The organism is Marinobacter sp. 1_MG-2023 (genome assembly GCF_030549045.1).
Lineage (GTDB): Bacteria > Pseudomonadota > Gammaproteobacteria > Pseudomonadales > Oleiphilaceae > Marinobacter.
In genome coordinates this window covers 135,160-155,852 of the sequence record NZ_JAUOST010000002.1, presented here as the reverse complement: position 1 = coordinate 155,852, position 20,693 = coordinate 135,160, and the positions used below count along the sequence as shown (strand labels likewise).

The 20,693-nt window shown below is 52.8% G+C and carries 15 protein-coding genes and 4 tRNA genes; 15 read left to right on the top strand and 4 right to left on the bottom strand.

The annotated features are described in order from the left end of the window. Positions 1-5: 5 nt before the first annotated feature. Both lpxH and Q4606_RS06945 read right to left on the bottom strand, forming a co-directional pair. Positions 6-731 carry a UDP-2,3-diacylglucosamine diphosphatase gene (gene lpxH / locus Q4606_RS06950; RefSeq protein WP_303593337.1) on the bottom strand — a complete coding sequence of 242 codons (726 nt, stop codon included), beginning with the start codon at positions 729-731 and terminating at the stop codon, positions 6-8. Next, positions 728-1,237: a peptidylprolyl isomerase gene (locus tag Q4606_RS06945; protein ID WP_303607085.1), complete on the bottom strand. Its 510-nt coding sequence runs from the start codon at positions 1,235-1,237 to the stop codon at positions 728-730. The genes lpxH and Q4606_RS06945 overlap by 4 nt, the downstream gene beginning before the upstream one ends. 136 nt (positions 1,238-1,373) lie before the next feature. Here Q4606_RS06945 and Q4606_RS06940 point away from each other — a divergent pair, with 136 nt between their 5' ends. From Q4606_RS06940 to Q4606_RS06930, 3 genes are all read left to right on the top strand, one after another. Continuing rightward, a complete protein-coding gene (locus tag Q4606_RS06940) occupies positions 1,374-3,044 on the top strand; it encodes a glutamine--tRNA ligase/YqeY domain fusion protein (RefSeq protein WP_303607084.1) in 1,671 nt (556 codons plus the stop codon). A gap of 35 nt (positions 3,045-3,079) precedes the next feature. Continuing rightward, positions 3,080-4,468, top strand: coding sequence for a cysteine--tRNA ligase (gene cysS, locus Q4606_RS06935; RefSeq protein ID WP_303607083.1), 1,389 nt, complete (start codon positions 3,080-3,082; stop codon positions 4,466-4,468). A gap of 134 nt (positions 4,469-4,602) precedes the next feature. Then, entirely contained in the window at positions 4,603-6,783 is a 2,181-nt protein-coding gene (locus tag Q4606_RS06930; protein ID WP_303607082.1) for a malate synthase G, read from the top strand. Between the two features lie 76 nt (positions 6,784-6,859). Here Q4606_RS06930 and folD read toward each other — a convergent pair whose 3' ends face one another. Further along, the gene (gene folD, locus Q4606_RS06925) at positions 6,860-7,717 is read right to left on the bottom strand and encodes a bifunctional methylenetetrahydrofolate dehydrogenase/methenyltetrahydrofolate cyclohydrolase FolD (RefSeq protein WP_303607081.1); all 858 of its coding nucleotides are present in this window, start codon (positions 7,715-7,717) and stop codon (positions 6,860-6,862) included. 228 nt (positions 7,718-7,945) lie between these two features. Between folD and Q4606_RS06920 the strand changes: the two genes are divergently transcribed. The 10 genes from Q4606_RS06920 (at position 7,946) to Q4606_RS06875 (ending at position 17,318) form a co-directional block, all read left to right on the top strand. Then, positions 7,946-8,022, top strand: a tRNA-Pro gene (locus Q4606_RS06920). A 32-nt stretch (positions 8,023-8,054) separates the two neighbouring features. Then, positions 8,055-8,131: transfer RNA gene (locus Q4606_RS06915), tRNA-Arg, on the top strand. A gap of 88 nt (positions 8,132-8,219) precedes the next feature. Beyond that, positions 8,220-8,295: transfer RNA gene (locus Q4606_RS06910), tRNA-His, on the top strand. Positions 8,296-8,371: 76 nt separating this feature from the next. Continuing rightward, positions 8,372-8,456, top strand: a tRNA-Leu gene (locus Q4606_RS06905). A 305-nt stretch (positions 8,457-8,761) separates the two neighbouring features. After that, on the top strand, positions 8,762-10,066 hold the full coding sequence (gene tig / locus Q4606_RS06900; protein WP_303593326.1) for a trigger factor: 1,305 nt from the start codon (positions 8,762-8,764) through the stop codon (positions 10,064-10,066). A 187-nt stretch (positions 10,067-10,253) separates the two neighbouring features. Then, positions 10,254-10,889: an ATP-dependent Clp endopeptidase proteolytic subunit ClpP gene (gene clpP, locus Q4606_RS06895; RefSeq protein ID WP_303593324.1), complete on the top strand. Its 636-nt coding sequence runs from the start codon at positions 10,254-10,256 to the stop codon at positions 10,887-10,889. Between the two features lie 78 nt (positions 10,890-10,967). Then, complete coding sequence (gene clpX, locus Q4606_RS06890) at positions 10,968-12,251, top strand: ATP-dependent Clp protease ATP-binding subunit ClpX (protein ID WP_303593322.1); 1,284 nt, start codon at positions 10,968-10,970, stop codon at positions 12,249-12,251. Positions 12,252-12,421: 170 nt separating this feature from the next. Beyond that, positions 12,422-14,839 (top strand): endopeptidase La, encoded by a 2,418-nt coding sequence (lon, locus tag Q4606_RS06885; RefSeq protein WP_303607080.1) that lies wholly within the window; start codon positions 12,422-12,424, stop codon positions 14,837-14,839. A gap of 238 nt (positions 14,840-15,077) precedes the next feature. Continuing rightward, entirely contained in the window at positions 15,078-15,350 is a 273-nt protein-coding gene (locus Q4606_RS06880) for an HU family DNA-binding protein (RefSeq protein ID WP_044386154.1), read from the top strand. Positions 15,351-15,464: 114 nt separating this feature from the next. Continuing rightward, a complete protein-coding gene (locus Q4606_RS06875; protein ID WP_303607079.1) occupies positions 15,465-17,318 on the top strand; it encodes a SurA N-terminal domain-containing protein in 1,854 nt (617 codons plus the stop codon). A gap of 74 nt (positions 17,319-17,392) precedes the next feature. Here Q4606_RS06875 and hexR read toward each other — a convergent pair whose 3' ends face one another. Continuing rightward, entirely contained in the window at positions 17,393-18,271 is an 879-nt protein-coding gene (hexR, locus tag Q4606_RS06870; protein WP_303593315.1) for a transcriptional regulator HexR, read from the bottom strand. Between the two features lie 214 nt (positions 18,272-18,485). Here hexR and zwf point away from each other — a divergent pair, with 214 nt between their 5' ends. Continuing rightward, on the top strand, positions 18,486-19,973 hold the full coding sequence (zwf, locus tag Q4606_RS06865) for a glucose-6-phosphate dehydrogenase (RefSeq protein WP_303607078.1): 1,488 nt from the start codon (positions 18,486-18,488) through the stop codon (positions 19,971-19,973). Continuing rightward, positions 19,966-20,679 carry a 6-phosphogluconolactonase gene (gene pgl / locus Q4606_RS06860; protein WP_303607077.1) on the top strand — a complete coding sequence of 238 codons (714 nt, stop codon included), beginning with the start codon at positions 19,966-19,968 and terminating at the stop codon, positions 20,677-20,679. Before zwf ends, pgl begins: the two co-directional genes overlap by 8 nt. The last annotated feature ends 14 nt before the right edge of the window (positions 20,680-20,693 follow it).

Below are 20,693 nucleotides of genomic sequence, written 5' to 3'. Positions count from 1 at the left end.
AACGATCAGAGCGACGCTTTTTTCAACTCATGCGTTAACCCGGGTTTTGCTTCCAACCACCACAGGTGTTGACCCCAGTCCCCTAGAACGATTCGTTTTGCAGCTTTTCCGTTTACTTCCAGGCTGTGCTCGGCAGGCCTGTGGGTGTGGCCATGGATCAGTAACGGCACATCGTAGGCTGCCATAACGCGCACCACTTCCTCTGGCGTTACATCCATAATGTCTTCGGCTTTGCCTCGGTTTGTTGCCATGCTCATTTCCCGGAGTTGCCGGGCCATTTGCTGGCGGTCTTTGAGAGGGCGGGCCAGAATGAGTTTCTGCGTTTGAGGGTTGCGCATGTTAGCGCGGAATTTCTGGTACTCGACATCGGCGGTGCAAAGGCTGTCACCGTGCATCAGCAGGGTAGGCGTACCGTAAAGATCAATCAGCGTGGGGTCGTCCAGTAATGTCGCGCCGGCCCGGGCGCAAAAATCCTCGCCCAGCAAAAAATCGCGGTTACCGTGCATCAGGTATATTTCAGTGCCACTGTCACTGAGTTTGCGTAGCGCAGCTGCAATCTGGTTTTGTAGCGGGGTGCGTTCGTCGTCGCCGATCCAGGCTTCGAAAAAGTCTCCCAGAATGTATAACCGCTCTGCGCCCGGAGCGGTTTTATCCAGAAAACCAAGAAACGCCCCGGTAATGTCGGGGCGTGACTCTTCCAGATGTAGGTCGGAGATGAACAGCGTGTTCACGCTGCGTCTCCGTCCTCTAGAACAGTGGCGTTTACAATTACCACGTCTTCGTGAGGAACGTCCTGGTGGCCTGCGGCCATAGTGGTTCGTACAGCACGGATGGCGTCCACTGTCTCCATTCCTTCCACTACCTTGCCAAATACGCAGTAGCCCCAGCCTTCAGCATTTTTTGCGGTGTGGTCCAGAAAGCCATTGTTCTCAACGTTGATGAAGAACTGGGCAGAGGCCGAATGCGGATCCATTGTGCGGGCCATGGCGACGGTGCCCTTCATATTGCTCAGACCGTTGTCAGCTTCGTTCTTGATGGGTTCGCGGGTTTTACGTGCGTTCATGCCGGGCTCAAAGCCGCCGCCCTGAACCATGAAGTTGCTGATTACCCTGTGAAAAATCAGGCCGTCATAAAAACCGTCACGAACATACTGCTCAAAGTTTTTCGCGGTTTCGGGGGCTTTTTCGTAATCCAGTTCGATCTTGATATCGCCGTGATTGGTTGTCAGCAGAATCATCAGGGTTTCCTGTTCGTTGAGTTTTAATCGGTTAATGCCAGTATTGTACTCAAGAGTTTCCGGCGATGCATGAGTCCGGCCCTGATTTGTGAGTATAATAGTCGGTTTCCGACCCACTTCTTTTAACAGAGATTGTATGAGCGCCGAGTCGAAGAAAGCCCATAACTTTATTCAGAGCCTGATTGAAGACGCCATTAACAAAGGTGAGCACGTCGGTCAGGTGGTGACACGCTTCCCGCCTGAGCCCAATGGCTACCTGCACGTTGGTCACGCGAAATCCATCTGCCTCAATTTTGGTATTGCCGAGACATTTGCCGGCGAGTGCACTCTTAGGTTTGACGATACCAATCCGGAAAAGGAAAGCCAGGAGTACATTGACGCCATCAAAAAGGATGTGAAATGGCTGGGCTTCACCTGGGCGGGCGACGTGCGTTACGCCTCTGACTACTTTGACATCATTTATGGCTTTGCCGAAGAGCTCATAGAGAAGGGTAAGGCCTATGTGTGTGCGTTATCTGCTGACGAAATGGCGGAATATCGTGGCAGCCTGAAAGAGCCTGGCAGAAACAGTCCGTACCGCGATCGGCCGACGGATGAAAGCCTTAAGCTTTTCCGTGATATGCGCGATGGGAAGTATCAAAACGGTGAGTTGGTGCTGCGGGCGAAAATTGATATGGCGTCGCCCAACATCAATATGCGAGATCCCATTCTCTACCGCATTCGTTACGCTGAGCATCACCAGACAGGAAATAAATGGTGCATCTACCCGATGTACGATTTCACTCATCCTATCTCGGATGCCATGGAAGGGATTACGCACTCGTTGTGCACGCTGGAGTTTGAGGACCACCGACCGCTCTATGACTGGGTTCTGGATAACATCAGTGCTCCCTGTCAGCCGAGACAGATCGAGTTTGCCCGTCTTAACCTGAACTACACCATCACCAGCAAACGTAAACTCAAGCGCCTGGTGGATGAGCACCTTGTCGATGGCTGGGACGACCCACGAATGCCTACCATTTCGGGCATGCGTCGCCGGGGCTACACTCCGGAATCCCTGCGTACCTTCTGCGACATGATCGGTGTGAACAAAGCTGGCGGCACAGTGGATATGGGCATGCTGGAGTTCGCCATCAGGGAAGACCTGAACACCCGCTCGCCCCGCGCCATGTGTGTGATGCGTCCTTTGAAAGTCACGATCACCAATTACCCGGCGGACAAGACCGAAACCCTGGTATTGCCGGTACATCCGCAGAACCCGGAAATGGGGCAGCGCGAAGTCACCTGGAGCCAGACCCTCTATATCGACCGGGAAGATTTCGTGGAAGAGGCACCGCGCAAGTGGAAGCGTCTGGCACCAGAGCAGGCAGTTCGCCTGCGTGGCGGCTATGTGATGACGTGCAAAGAAATCGTACGGGATGCCAGCGGCGAGATCGTGGAGTTGCGTTGCGAATACGATCCAGCCACGCTGGGCGTGAACCCCGAGGGTTATAAGCCTAATGGCGTTATCCACTGGGTATCTGCGAGTAACAGTGTGGATTGTGACATCAACCTGTACGACCGATTGTTTAACCACGAATCACCGGACATCGACAAGGAAGGCGACTTCGTTGACCACATTAACCCGCAATCACTTGTGGTGCTCCAGGGCGCGCGGGTCGAACAGAGTCTGGCTACACCTCTGATGGACCTGCCGTACCAGTTCGAGCGGGAAGGTTATTTTTTCTGTGATCAGGAACTGACCGCCAAAGCCGGTAAGCCGGTATTCAATCGTACGGTTACCTTGCGGGATTCCTGGGGTAAATGAAGAATGAAGAAGGGTCAGCATTCGGGAGACCAGCTGTGATCAGGATTTACAACACGCTAACCCAGCAGAAAGAAGCCTTTACGCCAATTGAGCCGGGCAAGGTTCGCATGTACGTGTGCGGAATGACGGTTTATGACTACTGCCACTTGGGCCACGCCCGAGTGCTGGTGGCTTTTGACGTGGTAACACGCTATCTGCGCGACCGCGGTTACGATGTAACCTATGTGCGCAACATAACCGATATCGACGACAAAATTCTGCGGCGGGCTGAGGAAAACGGGGAGCCGTTTACTGACCTGACAGAGCGCATGATTGCCGCAATGCATGAGGATGAGGCCAGGCTGGGAGTGCTGCCGCCCAGCGCCGAACCCCGTGCGACGGATTATATTTCCGAAATCACTGCCATGATCAACACACTCATTGAATCTGATCATGCTTACGCTGCTGATAACGGAGATGTGTATTTTTCCGTTGAGTCCTTCAAAGGCTACGGAAAGCTCAGCAAGAAAAAGCTTGAAGACTTGCTTGCTGGCGCGCGCATCGACGTACACGAAGCCAAGCGCAGCCCGGCGGATTTTGCCTTGTGGAAAGCCGCCGGCGAAGGCGAAGTGAGCTGGCCGTCTCCCTGGGGTAATGGACGCCCTGGCTGGCACATTGAGTGCTCTGCCATGTCGACCCGTTGCCTGGGCGATACCTTCGATATTCATGGCGGTGGTCCGGACCTGTTGTTCCCGCATCATGAAAATGAAATTGCACAGTCCGAATGTGCGACAGGGCACACTTTTGTGAATACCTGGATGCACGCAGGTGCGATTCGAGTGAACAAGGAAAAAATGTCCAAATCTCTCGGCAATTTTTTCACCATCCGGGAAATTCTGGAGACTTATCCGTCCGAAGTGGTGCGTTTCTTTCTGGTTTCCAGCCACTATCGCAGCCAGGTCGATTATTCCGAGGATAACCTGGCTGAGGCGGGTCGATCGCTTGCCAGGCTATATCACGCGCTGCGCGGCATCACGCCTGCAGAGTCCGGACAGTTGCCTGAGACCGAGTATGACCGGCGTTTTGCCGAGCTTATGGACGATGATTTCAATTGTCCCGGGGCGATTTCGGTCTTACATGCCCTCGCCAACGACATCAATCAGCACCGCCGTGAGGGTAGGGATGATGAGGCAAGAGACGCAGCCGCTGTAATGATCAGGCTTGGCGCGGTTCTCGGCCTTTTACAGCAAGATCCGGATGCCTTTTTTCAGGCCGACTCCGGCAGCGAGCTGAGCGCAGAAGATATTGAAGCGAAAATTCAGGCTCGTGCCGATGCGCGCAAAGCCAAAGATTTCGCCGGTGCTGACCGCATTCGCGATGAATTGGCAGAGCAGGGCATTATTCTGGACGACTCCCGCGAGGGAACGAGCTGGCGGCGCAGTTAACGCTATTACCAAGGTCGTGTTGTATTCAGGGAAATGACCTTATAAGGAACTTCCCGTATAATGCGCCTTCGATTTTTCAGGCCCGACCGCTGAGCGGCTTTCGGGACAGGTCTAACCCACTGAGGCTAAGAACGATGACAGAGCGCGTACAACTCGGCGGCATTCAGGTCGCAAAGAACTTGTATGACTTCGTTAATAACGAAGCAATTCCGGGCACCGGAGTGGATGCAGAAAAATTCTGGACGGAATTCGACAAGATCGTCAACGATCTGGCGCCGCGCAACCGGGAATTGCTGGCAAAGCGCGATGCAATCCAGGAAAAAATGGACAGCTGGAATCGTGATCACAAAGGTCAGAAGCTGGACATGGCTGCCTATAAGTCCTTCCTGAAGGAAATAGGCTACCTGGTAGACGAGCCAGCGGATTTCCGTATATCTACTTCTAATGTTGACCCCGAAGTTGCGACCATGGCTGGCCCGCAGCTTGTGGTGCCTATCATGAATGCCCGCTTTGCACTGAACGCTGCAAACGCACGCTGGGGTAGTCTGTACGATGCGCTTTACGGCACCGACGCGATCTCTGAAGAGAACGGCGCTGAAAAAGGCCGTGGCTATAACCCGGTGCGTGGCGCCAAGGTTATCGAGTTTGCACGTAATCTGCTCGACAGCTCCGCGCCTTTGGCAGCGGGCAGCCACAAAGATGCAGCTCTGTACCAGGTTTCAGAAGGCAAGCTGGTCGTTAAACTGCAGAATGGTGATGTAACCGGCCTGAAAGATGAGTCCGGCTTTGTAGGCTACACCGGCGCTGCCGATTCGCCCACAGGGATTCTTCTGGTCAAGAATGGCATGCACTTCGAAATTCAGATCGATGCCAGCCATCCGATTGGAAAAGACGACGGGGCGCATGTAAAAGACGTGCTGATGGAATCTGCGCTGACCACCATCATGGATTGCGAAGACTCCGTTGCAGCCGTGGATGCCGACGACAAAACACTGGCTTACAGCAACTGGCTGGGCCTGATGAAAGGCGATCTGGAAGAGACTTTCGAGAAAGGTGGAGAGCGCCTGACCCGGAAAATGAAAGCGGATCGCGAATACACCGCCGCCGATGGTGGCTCGTTGAAGTTGAAAGGCCGTAGTCTGATGTTTATTCGTAACGTCGGGCACCTGATGACCAACCCGGCCATTCTGTTGAAAGACGGCAGTGAAGTGCCTGAAGGTCTCATGGACGGCATTCTGACTTCGCTGATCGCCATTCATGATCTCAAGGGCGACGGTCGCTTCCAGAACAGCACTTCTGGCTCTGTGTACATTGTTAAGCCGAAGATGCACGGCCCCGAAGAGGTTGCGTTTACTAACGAGTTTTTCGGTCGCGTTGAAGATGCGCTTGGCCTGCCGCGTTTCACCTTGAAAGTCGGCATTATGGACGAAGAGCGTCGCACCACCGTGAACCTGAAAGCCTGTATTCATGCTGCCAAGGAACGTGCCGTGTTCATCAACACCGGCTTCCTGGATCGCACCGGCGACGAAATGCACACCTCCATGGAGCTTGGCCCCTTCATTCGCAAAGGCGAGATGAAGCAGGCTGCCTGGATTGGTGCATACGAGCAGTGGAACGTTGATATCGGTCTGGAAACCGGCTTCCGTGGCGTGGCCCAGATTGGTAAAGGCATGTGGGCCATGCCGGATCTGATGGCCGACATGCTGGTACAGAAGATCGGTCACCCGAAAGCAGGTGCCAATACGGCCTGGGTACCTTCGCCCACCGCTGCAACCCTGCACGCAACTCACTACCATCAGGTGTGTGTTGCAGATATTCAGAAAGAGCTTGAGAGTCGCCCCCGTGCCAACCTGGATGACATTCTTACTGTGCCGGTTATGGATGATCCGTCCAAGCTGACTGCAGAAGCTATTCAGCAGGAGCTGGATAACAATGCCCAGGGTATTCTCGGCTATGTTGTACGCTGGATTGACAGCGGCGTGGGCTGTTCCAAGGTCCCCGACATCAACGATGTCGGCTTGATGGAAGATCGTGCCACCCTGCGTATTTCATCGCAGCATCTGGCAAACTGGTTGTATCACGGTATCTGCAACGAGGCACAGGTTGAAGAGACCATGAAGCGCATGGCGCAGGTTGTTGACAAGCAGAATGCCAATGATCCAACGTACCGGGCAATGGCGCCGGACTTTGCCGACAGCATTGCCTTCCAGGCCGCTATGGATCTGGTTCTCAAAGGCCGCGAGCAGCCCAGTGGTTATACTGAGCCGTTGTTGCATGCCTATCGCCTGAAGGCGAAAGCGAAGTTTGGCCAGTAAGATTGGTCTGCAGTATAAAAAAACCCGCTTAGGCGGGTTTTTTTACGGCTGCTCGGTAAGCATAGAAGCGGTTCGATTACTCCTTGTGGAGCTCATTCGCCGCATACAGGGTATTCTGCAGGAGTGTTGCAATCGTCATCGGGCCGACGCCACCAGGAACAGGCGTAATGTACGCAGCCCGCGCTGAGGCGGCTTCAAAATCCACATCGCCCTGAAGTTTGCCGTTTTCCATTCGATTGATGCCCACATCAATTACTGTGGCGCCGGGCTTGACCCATTCGCCTTTGATAAGGCCTGGTTTGCCCACCGCAGCAATAAGAATGTCGGCGTCACGAACATATTTTTCCAGATCAGGTGTGAAGCGGTGACATACGGTGGGGGTTGCGCCTTTGAGTAGCAACTCCATCGTCATCGGACGCCCAACGATGTTGGATGCACCCACGATTACGGCATGCTGGCCCTTGTAAGGGGTGCCGACGCTGTCCAGCAGGGTAATCACACCTGCGGGAGTACAGGGCCGCAGAGCCGGCTTACGCTGGACCAGGCGGCCGATATTGTATGGGTGAAACCCGTCCACGTCTTTGTCGGGGCGGATTTTCAGCAGGATAGGGTCTGCATCCAGATGTTGTGGTAGAGGAAGTTGCACCAGGATGCCGTCGACGACGGGGTTTTCGTTAAGCTCGTCAATCAGCGCTTCCAGGGTCTGCTGGGTGGTGTCTTCCGGCAGGTCGTAAGACAGTGAGAGGATACCCGCGGCATCGCAGGCTTTGCGTTTGTTGCCCACGTACACTTCCGAAGCCGGGTCGTTGCCCACCAGCACTACGGCAAGACCAGGCGCACGCAGTCCCTGGCGGATACGGGCTTCTACGCCGGATGCGACTTGTTGGCGGACTTCGGCAGCAATTTCTTTTCCGTTGATCAGTTTGGCGCTCATGATTCGTCTTGTAGGTTGGACATTGGTAAACGTAAGAGGACTTGTATTGTCTCACGCCTGCAGGCTTACGCCAATCAGTGAGCTCTGGTGAATATTGGCGGTTTAGTGATCAGTGAAACGTTAAAACAGCGGATTTGTAAGAGAATTTCAATTTCCCTGTTGACGGAAGCATTTGGCGCCAGTAATATCCGCACCAACTTTGCTGATGCACGTGTTGTTCAGTTCAGACGGGGTATAGCGCAGTCTGGTAGCGCGCCTGCTTTGGGAGCAGGATGTCGGGAGTTCGAATCTCTCTACCCCGACCATTTTCTGAATGTTCAGCTAGGCGAACGGTCAAGCGCCCGTAGCTCAGCTGGATAGAGCATCGGCCTTCTAAGCCGAGGGTCGCAGGTTCGAGTCCTGCCGGGCGCGCCATAATAGCCGCCGGCTTGATCGGAACCGCAGCCAGCAAAGTTAAGAAACAGTGGTTTGTCGAATGTACCGCAAGGTATATCACGATGTGGTGGGCGTAGCTCAGTTGGTAGAGCTCAGGATTGTGACTCCTGCGGTCGAGGGTTCGATCCCCTTCGTCCACCCCAATTTCTTTAAGTGTTTTCCGCTTTATCAGGTATTACGATTGTAGCGGCCGATACTCTGCTTGTTTCCAGGTTTTTTGCTCCGGTGGTGGAATTGGTAGACACGATAGGTTTAGGTCCTGTTGCCGCAAGGCGTGGGGGTTCAAGTCCCTCCCGGAGTACCACTTTGAAGGCCCTTAGAGTTTCTCTGAGGGCCTTTTTTGTTTTAGTGCGTTCGTGAGTGCTCGAATTTTTCCTGTTGTCCAGGTTTTCCCCCTTTGTTTTTCTCTTTTTGCCCCCAACTCACGTATCGGGTCGTCGATCCAGTCGCGAACTCTGAAACTACACGAGGGAGGTGATTCTCTCGTCAGGGCAATCCGTGATAAACTATCGGCTTTTAATTTTGGGTCTTTTCCGGGGAATCAGCTCTGGAAAGGACTTTTGGTTTTAATTTCATTCATATACCGAACCCGAAATTTGAGGATTTTCCATGCAAGTGTCTGTAGAAACGACCTCCAACATCGAGCGTCGCATGACGATTGGTGTGCCCGCCCAGGAAATTGAACAGGCGGTCCAGAAACGCCTGCAGGAAACCGCGCGTACTGTGCGCCTTAATGGTTTCCGTCCAGGCAAGGTGCCCATGAGCGTGGTCAAGCGTCGTTTCGGTGACAGCGTGCGCCAGGAAATTGTTGGCGACATCATGCGTGACAACTACATCAAGGCACTGCAGGAGCAGGATATTAATCCAGCGGGTTGGCCCAAGCTTGAGCCAAAAACCATGGAAGCAGGCAAAGACCTTGAGTTTGTTGCTGTTTTCGAAGTTATGCCTGAAATTGAACTGGGTGATCTGAGCAAGGTTTCCATTGAGAAGCTGACCTCTGAAATTACCGACAAGGATATCGACACAATGATCGATAACCTGCGTCGCCAGCAGGCCACCATGAAGTCGGTCAAGCGCAAGTCCAAGAACAAGGATGTGCTGACCATTGATTTCAAAGGCTCTATCGACGGTGAAGAGTTCGAGGGCGGTGCCGCTGAAGGCCACAAGCTGACCCTGGGCTCTGGTCAGATGATTCCGGGCTTCGAGAAAGCCATCGTTGGCGGCAAGGCCGGCGAAGATCTAGAAATCGAAGTGACTTTCCCTGAGGATTATCACAACGAAGATCTCAAGGGTAAGCCAGCCAAGTTCGATATCAAGATTCACGAGGTTGAAGAGCCGCAGCTGCCTGAGTTGGATGCTGAGTTTTTCACCAAGTTTGGTATTGAAGCCGAAGATGAAACTGCATTCCGTGAAGAAGTGAAAAAGAACATGGAGCGCGAGCTTAAGCAGGCGGTATCTAACAAGGTCAAAAATGACGTTGTAGACGGTCTTCTTGAGACTACGGAAGTCGACATTCCTTCAGCATTGGCTGATCAGGAAATTGATCGCCTGCGTCAGGACGCTGTTCAGCGCTTCGGCGGCCAGGTAGATTTCCAGCAGCTTCCGAAGGAGATCTTCCAGGAGCAGGCTGAACGTCGCGTGAAAACCGGTCTGTTGTTCCAGGAAGTTGTAAAGGCGAACGACCTGAAAGTGGATCCGGCCAAAGTTGATGAAAAGATCCAAGAGATCGCGTCAACGTATGAACAACCAGAAGAAGTGATTGCGCATTTCAGTGGCAACCCTGAGCAGAAGAGCCAGATCGAATCTTCTGTGCTGGAAGATCAGGTTGTCGACTATGTGCTGTCACAGGCCAAGGTCACAGAAAAGAAGGTCAAATACGAAGAAGCCATTCAGGCGGGTCAACCCCAGCGCTGAGTTTGGTGGCGTAATAGTGACGGAGCCGGATCAGTTTCTGGCTCCGCTGGCCGAACAGAGTTAACAGCCGGCATGTCCGGCTGTTTTCATCTTGGCTTGCGGCTGGCAAAGTATAAGATGCAAGAATATTGAAGATGCCGTGGTTAAACGCTACGTCCCATTTGTCCATAAGGAGTTCAGGCGTATCATGACGCAGAATCCATTTGATGGTCCCGCAATGGATGCCAGGTCTGCCCTGGTGCCAATGGTTATCGAGCAGACTGCCCGCGGGGAGCGTTCGTTCGATATTTATTCCCGGCTGCTTAAGGAGCGGGTGATTTTCATGGTTGGACAGGTGGAAGATCACATGGCCAACCTGATCGTGGCGCAGCTTCTGTTCCTGGAATCGGAAAACCCGGACAAAGACATCCATCTGTACATCAACAGTCCTGGCGGTTCTGTGACTGCGGGTATGTCTATCTACGATACTATGCAGTTCATCAAGCCTGACGTATCCACACTGTGTGTAGGTCAGGCTGCCAGTATGGGCGCCTTTCTTCTGGCTGGTGGTGCTGAGGGTAAACGTGCGTGCTTGCCTAATTCCCGGGTAATGATTCATCAGCCTTTGGGAGGTTATCAGGGCCAGGCGACGGATATTGAGATCCATACCCGCGAGATACTCAAAATTCGCCATACCCTGAATTCCATTCTGGCCCATCACACCGGTCAGGATCTGGAAACCATCTCCAGGGATACGGATCGTGATAATTTTATGGATCCTGCACAGGCGAAAGAGTACGGGCTAATTGACTCGATACTTGATAAGCGCGTGCCGAATAAATAATACTGGAAGTAATTGCATCACCCCTGGCTGGCGCTTGGGTATCTTAAGCGCCAGCAAAACGAGATCAGAGGTATTTCAATGGCAGATGAAAGAAACGGCAGAAGCGACGATAACGGCAAGTTGCTCTACTGCTCGTTTTGCGGAAAGAGCCAGCATGAAGTCCGCAAGCTCATTGCAGGGCCCTCGGTGTTCATCTGCGACGAGTGCGTAGACCTGTGCAACGATATTATCCGTGAAGAGATTCAGGAAAACGCACAGGAGGAGCCGAGCGATCGTCTTCCGACGCCGGCTGAAATCCGCAATACGCTTGATGAGTATGTCATCGGTCAGGATCGCGCCAAAGTTGTACTCTCGGTAGCGGTTTACAACCATTACAAACGCCTTAGGTACGGTGAGGGCAAGGGCGATGTTGAGCTTGGTAAGAGCAACATTCTGCTGATTGGCCCGACCGGTAGTGGTAAGACGCTGCTGGCAGAAACTCTGGCGCGGATGCTTAATGTTCCCTTTACTATTGCTGACGCCACAACGCTTACAGAAGCTGGTTATGTTGGTGAAGATGTTGAGAACATCATCCAGAAACTGCTCCAAAAGTGCGACTATGATGTAGAGAAAGCCCAGCGAGGCATTGTTTACATTGATGAAATCGACAAGATTTCACGCAAGTCTGACAACCCCTCCATAACTCGTGATGTTTCGGGTGAGGGTGTGCAGCAGGCGTTACTGAAATTAATCGAAGGCACCGTTGCCTCAGTACCTCCTCAGGGCGGTCGCAAACACCCGCAACAGGAGTTTTTGCAGGTTGATACAGGTAACATGCTGTTTATTTGCGGTGGGGCATTTGCCGGCCTGGATAAGGTAATCCGCGACCGCACTGAAAAAAGCAGTATTGGCTTCTCAGCTGCAGTGGCTGCCCGCGATGACTCCAAAAATATTGGAGATGTCGTGAAGAATGTCGAAACGGAAGATCTGGTCAAGTATGGCTTGATCCCGGAATTCGTTGGTCGTCTGCCAGTGGTTGCCACCCTCAACGAGCTTGATGAAGATGCGCTTGTCCAGATTCTCACTGAGCCGAAAAACTCTCTGACCAAGCAGTATCAGAAGTTGTTCGATATGGAGGGAGTTGAGCTGGATTTCCGCGACGAGGCGTTGCGCGCTGTTGCCAACAAGGCTTTGGAGCGTAGAACCGGTGCCCGTGGCTTGCGCTCGATTATGGAAGCTACGTTGCTCGACACTATGTACCAGATACCGTCAGAGCACGATATATCCAAGGTTGTTATTGATGAGAGCGTTATCCGGGGAGATTCGGAGCCCTTCAAGATATACGCGAACACGGATCACGCCAAAGCTGTGCCGGATGACTAAGGCGGCATGCACTGTTGAGTGATAAACAAAAAAGGGGCGGAAACGCCCCTTTTTTGTTGGTTTGTATCAGCAAACGCCAGTGCTGTGTTGTTTGGTAAAGATATTGCAATTTAAACAGCTGCCCCAATGAAGGGTGATATGCTGAATGAAACACCGTCAGAGGATTCCTTATGACCCGGACACCCGAAAATATCGTGCAAGAATACCCGCTGCTGCCTCTCCGCGACGTCGTGGTGTTCCCGCACATGGTGGTCCCCCTGTTTGTGGGCCGCGAGAAATCCATTCAGGCTCTGGAAGCCGCGATGGAAGGAAGCAAGGAAATCCTTCTGGTTGCCCAGCGGGATGCCGCAACTGATGAGCCCGGCCCCGATGATGTGTTTGAAATGGGCACGCTTGCTACCGTACTGCAGTTGCTGAGGCTTCCTGACGGCACAGTTAAAGTGTTGGTTGAGGGTAATGCCCGGGCTGCAATCAGTAATATTACAGAAGCTGACTATTTGTCTGGCGGCGCAACGCTGATGGACGAAGAAGGTCTGCCCGAGCGCGAGGAAGAAGTGCTCCTGAAAACGCTGATGGATGAGTTTGAAAAGTATGTGAAGCTGTCCCGCAAGGTGCCTTCGGAAGTCTCTAATGCCCTGACCGGTATCGAAGAGTTGGAACGCCTGGCGGACACCATGGCTGCACACCTTGAGATGCGTATTCCGGAAAAGCAGGAACTGCTGGAAGCCCTTAACGTTAATAATCGAGTAGAGCTTTTGCTCGGCAAGCTGGATGGAGAAATTGACCTGATCGAGGTTGAAAAACGCATCCGTGGCCGCGTTAAAAAGCAGATGGAGCGCAGTCAGCGCGAGTACTATCTCAATGAGCAGATGAAGGCTATCCAGAAAGAAATGGGTAACCTTGGCGAGGGTAATAACGATTTTGAAGAGCTGGAACAGAAGCTTGAAGAAGCCGGCCTGCCCGAAGAAGCTCGTAAAAAGACAGAAGCTGAGCTGAACAAGCTGAAGATGATGTCACCCATGTCTGCGGAGGCCACGGTTGTACGTGGTTATATAGACTGGATGCTGGCCGTTCCCTGGAAAAAACGCAGTCGGGTGCGCCACGACATTGAAAAAGCGCGTGAGATTCTAGACCAGGACCACTACGGCCTTGATGAGGTCAAGAAGCGCATTCTCGAATATCTTGCTGTGCAGAGCCGCGTGAAAAAAGTTAAAGGTCCTGTGCTTTGCCTTGTGGGGCCTCCTGGTGTTGGTAAAACATCCCTTGGTCAGTCTATTGCCCGGGCCACCAACCGCAAGTACACCCGGATGGCTCTTGGTGGTGTGCGTGATGAAGCCGAAATTCGTGGCCACCGCAAAACCTACATTGGCGCGCTGCCTGGCAAGTTGTTGCAGAAGCTATCCAAAGTGGGCGTAAAAAACCCGCTGTTTCTGTTTGATGAAATCGACAAGATGGGCATGGATCATCGTGGTGATCCCGCGTCTGCTTTGCTGGAAGTTCTGGACCCTGAGCAGAATCATACGTTCAACGACCATTATCTGGAAGTGGACTACGATCTTTCCGATGTCATGTTTGTATGCACGTCCAACTCCATGGACATTCCGTCAGCCCTGCTGGATCGCATGGAGGTTATCCGGATTCCGGGTTACACCGAAGACGAGAAAGTGAACATCGCGTTGCGGTACTTGTTGCCCAAGCAAATCAAGGCAAACGGACTGCGCAAGGATGAGCTCACACTACCCGAGGAAACCCTACGGGATATCGTGCGCTATTACACCCGGGAGGCCGGTGTTCGAGGCTTGGAGCGGGAAATCGCGAAAATCTGCAGGAAGGTAGTGCGAGAGCACGTGGTCGCCAATGAGAAAGCGACCATGGTTATTAAGCCAGAGTTGCTGGAGCATTACTCGGGTGTTCGCAAGTTCAACTACGGGCTGGCGGAAGAGACCAATCAGGTCGGCCAGGTAACTGGCCTGGCGTGGACCCAGGTAGGTGGTGAGCTTCTTACAATTGAATGCGCTCTGACTCCAGGTAAGGGCAGGGTTGTTAAAACCGGCTCCCTTGGTGATGTGATGCAGGAGTCGATTCAAACGGCCCTTACGGTCGTCAGAAGTCGCGCTCCGGGGCTTGGTATTGCCGATGACTTCCATGAAAAACACGACTTGCATGTGCACGTACCGGAAGGCGCAACTCCCAAAGACGGTCCAAGTGCCGGTATTGGCATGTGTACAGCACTGGTTTCTGCACTGACCAAAATTCCAGTTCGTGCAGACGTTGCGATGACCGGTGAAATCACGCTCAGGGGTCGGGTTCTGCCCATCGGCGGGCTGAAGGAAAAGCTTCTCGCGGCGCATCGGGGCGGTATAAAAACCATTGTTATACCTGATGAAAATGTTAGGGATCTCAAGGAGATACCCGGCAACATCAAAGAGTCGCTGGAGATAATTCCAGTCAAATGGATTGATGAAGTTCTTGATATTGCTCTGGCTTATGCACCTGAGCCACACAAGGCAGGTAAAGGGTCAAAGGCGAGCTCAGGTAAGCCGCATGACGATGAAAGTGACAGTGCAGAACGCATAAATACACATTAAACCCTGGATGAGTTGTTGACATGCCAGAGAGCCCATTGGTATAACTGTTTCGCCGTGAAGCAGCCAATACCAAGGGCTCCCGCGCAGTATGTGCCTATTCCGAACACCGGTTGAACGCCGAAAGGAATAAGAAAACCGAAGAATGGAATTCTCCGACCGCTTATGCGATAGTCGAGAACGTCCGAGAAAAAACAATCCAACCTAGAACATCTTCAACCTGAAAGCGAAGGGGTTTAGTGTGAACAAGTCCGAACTTATCGATGCAATTGCAGAATCAGCAGATATTTCCAAAGCAGCCGCTGGCCGTGCTCTGGACGCAATGACCAACTCTATCACCGGTGCCCTCAAAAAAGGCGATCAGGTTACTCTGATCGGTTTTGGTACTTTCTCCGTGAAAGATCGTGCTGCGCGCACTGGTCGTAACCCGCAAACTGGCGCCGAGATCAAGATCGCTGCGTCAAAAGTGCCCGGGTTCAAAGCAGGTAAAGCTCTGAAAGACGCCGTTAAGTAACGGTTCTTTCTCCGGCGGCTCCCGTTAAACGGAGTCGCCAAGAAGAATTCAAGGCGCATTCCAACAGGGTGCGCCTTTTTACGTTGAGAGCACCAATAGAGGCTCGGGAGAAACATGCTTCAAGATATACGGGAAAATTCCCAAGGAACGATTGCCAAGATCATAATTGGTCTGTTGGTCGTGTCCCTCTCCATCTGGGGAATGGACGCCATTGTTGGGGGCTTCTCCGGCGAACCGGAGGTGGCAACAGTCAATGGTGAGGATATTACCGAGCGGGAGTTCCTGCGCGTGGTTCAGATGGAGAGCCAGCGTCGTCTTTCCGCTATGGAGCGTCCCGATCCCGCCATGCTGAATGAGGATCAGATTCGCAAGGATGTGCTTGACTCCCTTGTCCAGGAGCAGGTGCTTATTCAGGATGCCAGCGCCCAGGGGCTTGCACTCACTGATGCGGATATCGATGCTCTGATTACTCAGATGCCGCAGTTTCAGGTTGATGGACAGTTTAATCGTGATCGCTTTGTGGCTTCCGTGCGCAACCTGGGTATGGGTGTAGGCGAATTCCGTGAAGCCATGCGCAAACAGTATGTAGTCAATCAAATTCGTGGTGGCATTATGCAAAGCGGCCTTGTTGCCGATGCAAATGCCTCACAACTTCTGCGAATCCAGAACCAGACCCGTAACTTCCGTGTTGTTCAGATTCCTGCCAGCGCGGTTTCTGAAGGAGTTGAGGTGACTGACGCAGAGATTGAGGCTTTCTACCAGGAAAACAAAAATGCGTTTAGTCAGCCAGAGCAGATAGACGCAGCTTACATAACCTTATCCCTGGGAGCCCTGGCTGAAAAAATTGAAATTAGCCAGGAAGAGCTTGAGGCCTACTACGCACAGCGTGCTGGCGATCTGGCTCGTGAAGAGCGTCGTGCATCTCATATCCTGATCGAGGATGGCGCGGATTCCGAGCAGACCATGGTGGCTATTCAAGAGCGCCTGGAAGCCGGCGAGAGCTTTGAAGATCTGGCCCAGGAACTTTCGATTGATACTGTGTCTGCAAAAGAGGGCGGTGACCTTGGCTTTGCTGGGCGAGGTGTCTACGACGAAGCTTTTGAAAAGGCTTTGTTCGCATTGGAGGAAGGTGAAGTTTCCGGGCCTGTGCAGACAAGTTTTGGCGTACACCTGATTCGCCTTGACGACGTTCGCCGATCAGAAGTTCCTCCCATGGAAGAGCTTGAGCAGCAGCTTCGGACCGAGCTCGCCCGCGAACGTGCTCAGGAAAGGTATGCAGAGGTGCGTTCAGAGCTTGCTGACTCCGCTTATGCTGCAGATGACCTGATTGGGCCGGCCGAAGAGCTTGGGCTGGAAATTCGTGTGGCTGAGGCCGTTACCAGAGAGGGTGGCCAGGCACCGTTCGACCACGCTGGGCTTGTTCGTCAGCTTTTCTCGGAAGATGTTATGGAGAGTGGGTATAACACCGAGCTGATTGACGTGGGCGATAATGTTTCCGTCGTTGCGCGGGCCCGTGAATATCGCGAAGCCCAGCAACTGCCCCTTGCGGATGTGCAGGACAGCATTCGTAGCAACCTGGAAGACCGTAAGATCCGGGAAGCGCTGAATGAGCGTGCCCAGAACATCCTTGCCAGCTTGGAGAAGGGTGAGTCTCTTGATTCGCTGAACGCGGGTGATTGGGAGCAGTTTGAAAACCAGGCCAGGGATGCTGGAGGTGTGGAATCGCAGGTAGTACAGACCGTTTTCTCGCTCTCCCGTCCGGGTGACAGCGGTTCGAGCTATGGCATTGCAATGACGCGCAGCGGTGTTGCCGTTATTGCCCTGGACGCAGTGAACGAGGGTGATGCAGAGGGCAGCGACGCCGACCTGGGACAGTTGCGCAGGTTCATGGCATCCCTTGAAGGACAGCGTGAATACGCAGCGTATCAGCAGTTCCTAAGGAGCAACGCTGAAGTATCCCGGCCATAACCAGGATACTGCATTAACAAAAAACCCGGACAACGCAGGTTGTCCGGGTTTTTTGTTGCCTGCTGAACTTCTCGTCAGTCAAGGCTTGATGGGTAGCGTGTAGGCATCAGGCTGTCTTTGATTTTCTTGAGATGCCCCAGAAAGTCGGTACCGCGCTTGAGTGTTACGCCGGTGGCCAGAATATCTATAACAGTAAGGTGGATAATTCTGGAAGACATTGGCATATAAACCTCTATGTCTTCTGGTGCGGTAACCTCCAAAGCAACGGTGCAAACGTCTGCCAACGGAGAGTCCGGAGTTGTGATGCCGATAACGGTTGCGCCATTGTCCCGGGCAATTCGGGCGATATCGACGGTTTCCCGGGTGCGTCCGGTATAGGAAATCATCACTATGACGTCTCCAACACTGGCACCTGCAGCAACCATGCGCTGCATGAGGGCGTCATCATAGGACATGACTGGAAGGTTAAAGCGGAAAAACTTGTGTTGTGCGTCAAGCGCAACAGACGCTGAGCCCCCCATGCCAAAAAAGTTGATTTGTTTTGCCTGGATCAGATAGTCAATGGCGGTTGCCAGTGCGCGGGGGTTCAGCGCCTGACGGGCCTTGTCCAGGTTGGCGATGGTGCTCATCATGATCTTGTCGGCAAACTCTGCAACCGTATCTTCCGGCTCTATGTTCTGCCCGATATAGGGTATGCCCGTAGCGATGCTCTGCGCGAGCCGGATCTTGAAATCCGGAAAACCTGTGGCCGAAAATCCACGGCAAAACCGGTTTACGGTTGGTTCGCTGACGTTTGAAGCTCTGGCCAGAGCCGCAATGCTGTACCGGGTGGCTGCGCTGGGATCCCGCAGAATAGCCTCTGCTACCTTGCGTTCCGACTTGTTAAGCGTGTCTAGCCGTGACTGGATATCTTCCAGTAGGTTCTCGTCACGATGCGACTGGTTTACAGCCATCAAAGCTACTCCCTCAATCTTTGGTGGGATGGTTGTTCAACTCGAGCCGATTATACCGGGATTTCAACATGTTTTGGGTAGTAAACGTATCAATAACCCGATATTGCCCTTGGCTTAATCCATGGGCAATGTCATTATTTGGATAAAATTACTACATTTATGCGTGAATACAGCTTGGTTTTCTATGGCTTGATTCACCAGAGAGGCGTGCCCGATGGTCAACAGGATGATTAACCGCTGCGACATTATGTTGTTCGGGGCTCTGGGCGATCTTGCCCAGCGCAAGCTGTTTCCTGCGTTCTACCAGTTGGAGCGAGCTGGTCTTCTGGCTAGCGACAGTAGAATATTGGCACTCGCTCGTCAGGACCTCGACACCACAGAAGTTCGTGGCCAGTTGCTTCAAAAGCTGAAGCGGAATGTGAAGGCAGAGGAATTTGATCTTTCAGTAGCCGAAGCCTTTTTGCAGAGGGTGGAATATCAGGTTCTGGACTTCCAGGATGAAGATGCGTTTGGGGTTCTCAACAGTTGGCGCGAGGGTGGAAGCCATGAGAGAAGTAATGAGCTGATTGTTTATATGGCCACCCCGCCAGCGATGTACGGTGTCATTGCCCGAAACCTCCATTCAGCCAGTTGTTGCACAGAAAAGACACGTGTTGTTGTTGAGAAGCCCATAGGTCATGACCTTGAGTCCTCCAAGGTCATAAACGATGAACTCGCAGAAGTCTATAAAGAAAGCCAGCTCTTCCGGATCGACCATTATCTGGGCAAAGAGACCGTTCAGAACCTGATTGCTCTGCGCTTTGCCAATAACCTTTTTGCATCTCAATGGGACCAGAATCATATTTCTCATGTGGAAATAACGGTTGCCGAGAGCGTGGGTATTGAAGGTCGCTGGGGCTATTTTGATAAAGCGGGCCAGATCCGGGACATGATTCAGAATCACATGCTTCAGTTGTTGTGTCTGATTGCCATGGACCCACCCTCCGATCTGTCCGCCGACAGCATCCGTGATGAAAAGGTGAAGGTACTTAAAGCTCTTCGCACAATTACACCGGACATGATGGAAAGTTACGTTGTGCGGGGCCAGTACACAGCGGGCACCAGTATTGGGAAGCCGGTCCCCGGATACCTCGAAGAAGAGGGGGCCAACAAGAGAAGTGCAACCGAGACGTTTGTGGCTCTGAAAGTGGAAATCGATAACTGGCGTTGGTCGGGAGTTCCATTCTACATACGCACGGGTAAACGCCTGCCGGAAAAGCTGTCCCAGATTATTATTCACTTCAAGCCGGCCCCCCATTACATTTTTGATCCCGACCAGAAGCACCTGGCGAATAACAAACTGATCATCCGTTTGCAGCCGGATGAAGGAATGTCACTCAAAATACTCACCAAAGATCAGGGTTTGCACAAGGGCATGCGGCTGCGTCAGGGGCCACTGGAGCTGACGTTTTCGGAGACCTTTGAGGCCGACCGGATTCCCGATGCATACGAACGCCTGTTGTGGGAAATTATGAAAGGGAATCAGTACCTGTTTGTGCGGCGTGATGAAGTTGAGTATGCCTGGCGCTGGGTGGACCAGATTATCCAGAACTGGAGTGACGGAGGTGATCCGCCCAAGCGATATGCCGCGGGAACCTGGGGACCGGTTGCTTCTATTGCGATGATCACTCGTGATGGAAGGAGTTGGTATGAAGATGCCTGACATAGTTTGGCCGGCCGGTATCGAGGCTCATATTGGCGAATCGGCGCAACATGTAGCGCTGGAGCTTGCCGATGCAGTCGCAGAGTTTCTCAACGCCCGGCTTTTGGTAGCTGAGCGGGCAAGTCTTGCGGTTTCAGGTGGGTCCACCCCTCTGCCATTTTTTCATGCATTGTCCCTCAAAAGCCTGGATTGGGGCAGGGTGGACGTTGTTTTGGCAGATGAGCGCTGGGTGGATGAAACCGATGCGGTCAGTAATACCAGGCTGGTAAAAGAAAACTTGCTCCGGAATAACGCAGCCGTTGCGAAGTATTTTCCTTTGAAGCAGAGCGGGAATACTCCTCACGCAGGTGTTGAGGCAGTCAGTGCCGGCCTGGCGACTCTGACACGTCCGTTGGATGTGTTGATTTTGGGTATGGGGAATGATGGTCATACGGCGTCCCTGTTTCCGGATGCCCCTGAACTTGTTCGTGCCATGGATCTAGAAAGCCGGGAAGTGGTTGCGGCGATGACACCGCCATCACAGGGGCAATCACGCATCACACTGACCTATGCTTTGATGTGTGAGGCCCGTTTTACGGCGTTACACCTTAAAGGCAATGATAAGCTGGAAACGCTGAAGCGGGCTTTTGCTCTGCCGGAGGATCTTCTCGCAATGCCGGTGCGCGGCTTCCTGAATCCGGGCTTACAGGTCTTCTGGAGCCCTTAAGACCTTTAAAATCA

Bases quoted from the DNA above. Each gene is read 5' to 3' on its own strand.
- zwf (WP_303607078.1), top strand. From the start codon at position 18,486: ATGGTCAACAGGATGATTAACCGCTGCGACATTATGTTGTTCGGGGCT.
- Q4606_RS06945 (WP_303607085.1), bottom strand. From the start codon at position 1,237: ATGATTCTGCTGACAACCAATCACGGCGATATCAAGATCGAACTGGAT.
- lon (WP_303607080.1), top strand. From the start codon at position 12,422: ATGACCCGGACACCCGAAAATATCGTGCAAGAATACCCGCTGCTGCCT.
- Q4606_RS06940 (WP_303607084.1), top strand. From the start codon at position 1,374: ATGAGCGCCGAGTCGAAGAAAGCCCATAACTTTATTCAGAGCCTGATT.
- clpX (WP_303593322.1), top strand. From the start codon at position 10,968: ATGGCAGATGAAAGAAACGGCAGAAGCGACGATAACGGCAAGTTGCTC.
- pgl (WP_303607077.1), top strand. From the start codon at position 19,966: ATGCCTGACATAGTTTGGCCGGCCGGTATCGAGGCTCATATTGGCGAA.
- clpP (WP_303593324.1), top strand. From the start codon at position 10,254: ATGACGCAGAATCCATTTGATGGTCCCGCAATGGATGCCAGGTCTGCC.
- folD (WP_303607081.1), bottom strand. From the start codon at position 7,717: ATGAGCGCCAAACTGATCAACGGAAAAGAAATTGCTGCCGAAGTCCGC.
- Q4606_RS06930 (WP_303607082.1), top strand. From the start codon at position 4,603: ATGACAGAGCGCGTACAACTCGGCGGCATTCAGGTCGCAAAGAACTTG.
- hexR (WP_303593315.1), bottom strand. From the start codon at position 18,271: ATGGCTGTAAACCAGTCGCATCGTGACGAGAACCTACTGGAAGATATC.
- tig (WP_303593326.1), top strand. From the start codon at position 8,762: ATGCAAGTGTCTGTAGAAACGACCTCCAACATCGAGCGTCGCATGACG.
- Q4606_RS06875 (WP_303607079.1), top strand. From the start codon at position 15,465: ATGCTTCAAGATATACGGGAAAATTCCCAAGGAACGATTGCCAAGATC.